The 5389-nt window shown below is 40.1% G+C and carries 6 protein-coding genes; all 6 read left to right on the top strand.

The window, feature by feature from the left end:
• Positions 1-562: 562 nt before the first annotated feature.
• The 6 genes from GQO39_RS08905 to GQO39_RS07970 all read left to right on the top strand — a co-directional run bounded on the left by GQO39_RS08905 (position 563) and on the right by GQO39_RS07970 (position 5293).
• Positions 563-715 (top strand): hypothetical protein, encoded by a 153-nt coding sequence (locus GQO39_RS08905; protein ID WP_198039443.1) that lies wholly within the window; start codon positions 563-565, stop codon positions 713-715.
• 70 nt (positions 716-785) lie between these two features.
• Positions 786-1976 carry a hypothetical protein gene (locus GQO39_RS07990; protein ID WP_156851698.1) on the top strand — a complete coding sequence of 397 codons (1191 nt, stop codon included), beginning with the start codon at positions 786-788 and terminating at the stop codon, positions 1974-1976.
• Entirely contained in the window at positions 1973-3166 is a 1194-nt protein-coding gene (locus GQO39_RS07985) for an MFS transporter (RefSeq protein ID WP_156851697.1), read from the top strand. The genes GQO39_RS07990 and GQO39_RS07985 overlap by 4 nt, the downstream gene beginning before the upstream one ends.
• On the top strand, positions 3156-3335 hold the full coding sequence (locus GQO39_RS07980; RefSeq protein WP_040298938.1) for a hypothetical protein: 180 nt from the start codon (positions 3156-3158) through the stop codon (positions 3333-3335). Before GQO39_RS07985 ends, GQO39_RS07980 begins: the two co-directional genes overlap by 11 nt.
• Positions 3336-3369: 34 nt before the next feature.
• On the top strand, positions 3370-4044 hold the full coding sequence (locus tag GQO39_RS07975; protein ID WP_156851696.1) for a hypothetical protein: 675 nt from the start codon (positions 3370-3372) through the stop codon (positions 4042-4044).
• 10 nt (positions 4045-4054) lie between these two features.
• The gene (locus GQO39_RS07970; protein WP_156851695.1) at positions 4055-5293 is read left to right on the top strand and encodes a DUF2087 domain-containing protein; all 1239 of its coding nucleotides are present in this window, start codon (positions 4055-4057) and stop codon (positions 5291-5293) included.
• Positions 5294-5389 lie beyond the last annotated feature (96 nt).

The raw sequence follows: 5389 nt of genomic DNA, 5'->3' as shown, positions 1-5389 counted from the left end.
CATAAAGCATAAAACCTATAAAAAGCTGTACTATCCCTACAGCTTTTTTTGTAAACTGCTCTTAACCACTTTATTTTTTGAGTCCTCCGTTTTTTAAGATAATCTCTATCATGTGCTATGCTGTTAGCTAATTCTTATGTTGAAGGAGGTACTTAAATGCTCCTTGCATTATTCAATCAATGAACATTCCCATGTATACCCTTACAATATAATTGAACACACAATAGACATCTCATTCACTGACATTCCATAGAACAGCACCAAAGCTTCTTACCACCTTCATTTTTTTTAACAGAACATACAGATGAAGAAGAGTGCAATATTTTGACAAAACATTCACGATCAAAACCCCGTATTTTGAAAACTTCTTCTCTATACATAAAGAATGAGTTACAATTCCTCCTTGTAAGAAAATTTATGATGAACTCTTAAAAGATAAAATGCCCTTTTTAATCAAAATGGCACTTGCGGAAAAATTAAATACATGCTAGACGGAGAAGTGCGGTAATCTTTTATCGTGGTTGTCGTTTATGTTTATCAACTAGTAAGAGGGGGGAAATATATGAATATTTCACTTAATGAAGTAGCGGATGTTGTTGAATTAGCTAATGGCGACATCGCGCCAATCTTGGCTGGTACTAAATATGCTCAGCGCGAAATTATCCAAGTTTGTGAAAACGACCACGATATGGATAATTCACATGAAGTACAATAATGTATTATTGATGAAAATCTGCTAATCCAATGTATTCAGTTTAAAAAAAAATTAAGCGTGTTTAATTGGCATGTTTGAATTGTTTTCTGAAGACTTTTCTCAAAAAATTTGGGCTAAGCAAGCAGCTGAATTATCAATTTCAAACATCCCTTTCCATGAAGGGGATGTTTTGGATGCTTTAAGACAATACGCTCAAAATCCGAGTAAACTTTTAGCACTTAATTCTAAATCCGAAGCAGTGACAGTTATTAATGGAGTACGAAGCCCACACCCTCTTCAAAACTTTCTTGTTTCAGACACGGACGGAACTATAGAAGAATATACAGCCCGCGTTGATCAATATGCCAAAGGGCAAGAATGGGCGGTTATGTATTATGGGTTATACACTGCAACCCCTGCTCTGTGGGACGTAGCAAAACAATTTGCTGATCAATTAGCACATTCTTTAGGTTTTAGACCCGGCGGACGCGTGGATATTGACTGTTTCATCGGCCGATATTCTTCTACCCATGTTGGGATCCATGTGGATCATGCTCATAATTTTGGTTTTACTCTCCAAGATGGCAAAACAATGTTTGCATGGCCCAGCACACGAAAAGATCTCCAAGGACTAAAATATCCCGAATATGAAGAGTATAAATCAACCGCAATCGCACTGCAAAATCGTACAGATCGTGTTGCCTATTTTCCCCATGATGCCTTCCACGTTGCTGAGACTGGGAAAAATATTGCTGCAAATGTTAATATTGCTTTTTGGGAAACAGCAAGCGATGCGCAACATCATAAAAATTATATCACGCATTTGCTCCATCTTGATGAGCGAACACGACATGATATACGCACATCAGGAAGAGCAAGTTTAAACCCTGATAATGCTTTTCAACACTCTGCATTAAGCACTGCAATTGCAAATAGCACCTTAAAACGCCATATGCTTGTTTCTCAATTAATTTGCGATACGAGCTCACGTTTATGCGTTGGCCGCCCTCCTATTAACGTATCTGAAATTGAGAGTGAAATCACTCTTCGCCTCCCCAGTACCCTCCAATGGGTTCCCTTGCTTGAAACAAAAGAACTACTCATCTCAGCAAACGGGCATTGCGCCAGTTTTGAATACAGCGATCATTTAGAGAACTTCCTCTCTCAACTTTCATCGGAAGAGAAAGTAGACATATCGAAATTAAATGATAAACTACGTAACGCAGCACAGAAAGAAATTTTAAAAACTGTAAAAGCTTTAGCGTCTTGGGGGGCGTTGTGATAAAGAAAAAATCCATTATTTTCGCTCAAATGGGACTTTTTTTCGTTTTGTCTCTTAGCAGCTTTGCGGATGAAACAGCTCAAGTTACATTTGCTCTACACTTAGCAAAGAGTACAACTTCTATTTCAATGCTGCTTTTTGCTGGGCTTATGGGTGCAATTTGTGCCGGACCAATTGCACCACGACTCTTGCATCGGCTAAGCACGTCTCGAACAGTTCCTGTTGTTTTATTATTTGAAGCAATATTTATAGCCACAGCCGCAATCGCCAACCAATTCTGGATTTATATTGCCATTTCTTTTGCGCTGGGCTGTGCTGGATCACTCTTTTGGTCTACAATCCTCGTTGCTGTACCTGAATTTGCAAAGACTGATCAGCAACTAGACCGAATAAACCGCATTATCCAAACAGTGCGGAATCTTGGTTATATTGCCGGACCACTCCTAGGGGGTGTGTTGTATGGCATATCAAGCGGACAAAGAGGATTGTTTGCACTTTCAATCATGGTTCTTTGTGCAACCTTTATTACCATATTCTGTTTTAAAAGTTTAAAAATTCATGCACAAGAGACAGATACATCGCAACAAACCAAAAAAGGGCTAGATTTAGCGGGCCTATTGCGTAAAAAAAATGTTGTCTATGCTCTTGCCCCCCTCATCATCACCATCATACTCACCTCTGCTCTCAACGTATTGTCGATTGTCCGCATCCGCACCGATCTGAACTTAAGCGCTGAAATCTATGGGGTAATCACAAGTATGATAAGTCTCGGCTTAGTGGTCGGACCTCTCTGCTTCTCCAGCATTTTCCATCACTTTGGCAATGCCGCTGGAGCGTCACTTGCTGCAACAGCCATTGGCTTTGGAATTTTCTGCTTTTCCTTAACACATATCGTATGGTTGATGATGCTTTCATTTTTTATCCTTGGAGCAGCCAATGGTGTGCAAAACGCCCTGATGGCAAGTTTTATGATGAAAGCCATTCAGAAAGAACACCGAAACAACCAGATGCCCGCCTATATCTTTATCATACAAACATCCGTATGCATTGGTTTTGTAGGCGCAGGTTTTGTTCATGTGCACCATACCCAAAACACACTCCTTGTCATCGGCATCACTACAATGATCGCAGGCATATTAGGCTTTGTGTTGAATAACGCCATGCAAAAAAAGGAATTTAATGATGGTTAGAGGATTCAGCCGTTTTTTCCCTCAAGCAAACAATGCTAAAAAGCTTAATCTCCAACCACCGCTTAATAAAATCGTTGTTTTTGATATCGTGCAACCTCATACCAACCGATATGTCTTCGATGAACCACTCTTTGGCAGGTATGCGCTAACAGCTGTTCCAGCAACTTAAGATTTTAAAACAGTACATAAACCGATTTAACATCATGCAACAAGATCCCATAGGCTTAAATTTCTACAATGGAACGGGTGGTTATGTGTGGCAACTCGCAGACTACATGCAACATAATTTGAATGAGAGCGCCCACACGCTCGAATTACAAAAATCCATACCACCCACAGCCATCAATTCTTTCGCTGTCTACCCACGTGAACTCAATCCCTTGGCGCACATCCAATGGGCTAAGGACGTGCAGATAATAAGGAATAAGCCCGCACTCATTGGGAAACGCCAAATACAACCTGTAACGGCTGTTTCTACGAAAGGGGCGGCATTTGGTGGATTTGATTTCCCAACATCTGAAGTGCTTCATGAAGGCTGTCTTGTTCAATCTTTTGAAAAAATACAATTCAATGGTTCTCTTCTTGCCGCGGGCAGTCTTTTGATATCCCTGTTGCGACACGGTCTCATCGAAACAGATCAAAAAGCATTTTCACCAGATAACGCAACGGCTCTTTTACGAGAACCACCATGCCGTATTATAGATTCTCCTCTTGGTACCGTTGCAATTAACCAGCTGAATGGCCGCACAATCCGGCTTCATGAAAAAACAAAGTATCTCTTAAAAACCGCCGCAACACCGATACATATCCAATATCCCATAGACGATTCAATAGCATTTTTTGTAAAAGCAGGAATGCTGCGATTGGTAAAATTATAAGGATCAAAAAATGCAGCTGATAAGACCTGGCATGGGAACAGAAAATAGCACACAACTCATTTATTCTCTCATTCAAATAGTAAGACCGCGCACAGTCATTGAAATCGGTGCGGGCGATAGCACACGCTTTATCGCAAAAGCACTTCAAAAAGCAAAACAAGCGTGGCAACAGGATACAAGGCTTCTAGAATCCTCCCTTTGGAAAGAGCGCACAGCTTTACTCGACCCCTCAGGAATTCCTGAGAATTATCAACCACGATTAATCACAATTGATGATTTTTCAGCAGAAGGTCAATCAGCCGAAGAAGCATGGCAAAAACTGCTTCAAGGCGGTATTGAAAAAGAAACGGTAACATTTATCAATGAGAACTTTTTCTCCCTCAATGAAAACATGCTCAAATCTTGGGCCCCCATAGATTTTGCTTGGATTGATGCTGGAACTCCAGCAGATGATGTACGATTTATTATAACACTATGGGAACATATTGCCCTCGGTGGTTATCTTTGTCTTCACGAACCAACAATGACAACAGCTGTTGCCATCAATGGCGAACAACGGGTTCGACGTATTAGAACTCCCATCTGGGAAGAAATCCTTTATCGACTTGATGGATCCTATGAGGCTTTAACACTACCCGAAAACCACAAATATCGCCAAAGTGGTCTCGGTATCATCCGTAAACGCACCAAAACTGAACAGGTTGTACGTTTGCAATCGTTACAATCAGAATTAAGAGAAATCAATGAATTGCCTATTCGAAATGATATTTTGCCCATGGGAAAAGAAGCACTTCACAAACGCAGCATATGCAATTCGCTCATTTCTGCAATGACCTCAGCTACACTGCGTACTGTCTATGCTGCAATTATACTTGGCGCTAAAAATTTTTCTGACATCCTCAAACATGTCGATTCAGATGCCAAAACCATTCATAAATCCATCAATCGCCTTTTGAATCTTGGTCTTATTCAAAACACAAAAGAAGGACTGCAAGCGGAAGATACACTATGGAAAGCGCTAGAAGATAAAAACGAACGAGATATGGAAAATTTAAGCGACCGCCACTTAGAAACAGAAGATATGCTTACAAAAATTGCAGAAGCATTTCAAATGGAGAAAATATATAGCGAAACTGAAGTATCAAAGATATGCAACCTCTTTACTGTAGATTTTGCAAGATTAAGACGCACCTTGGTTGAAAGTGGATTTTTAAAACGGTGCGCGAGCAAATATCAGCGCGTACGCTAAAAAAGAAAAGAAGATATTAGCCTTTCGTCTAGAGTTTTGTGATATGATTTGTAGATTTAATTCTTGAGAGGAGGATTTTTTCTATCCAGAATGAAG

This window comes from Bartonella refiksaydamii, from assembly GCF_902652675.1.
Lineage (GTDB): Bacteria > Pseudomonadota > Alphaproteobacteria > Rhizobiales > Rhizobiaceae > Bartonella > Bartonella refiksaydamii.
This window is presented reverse-complemented; position numbering and strand designations above follow the sequence as displayed.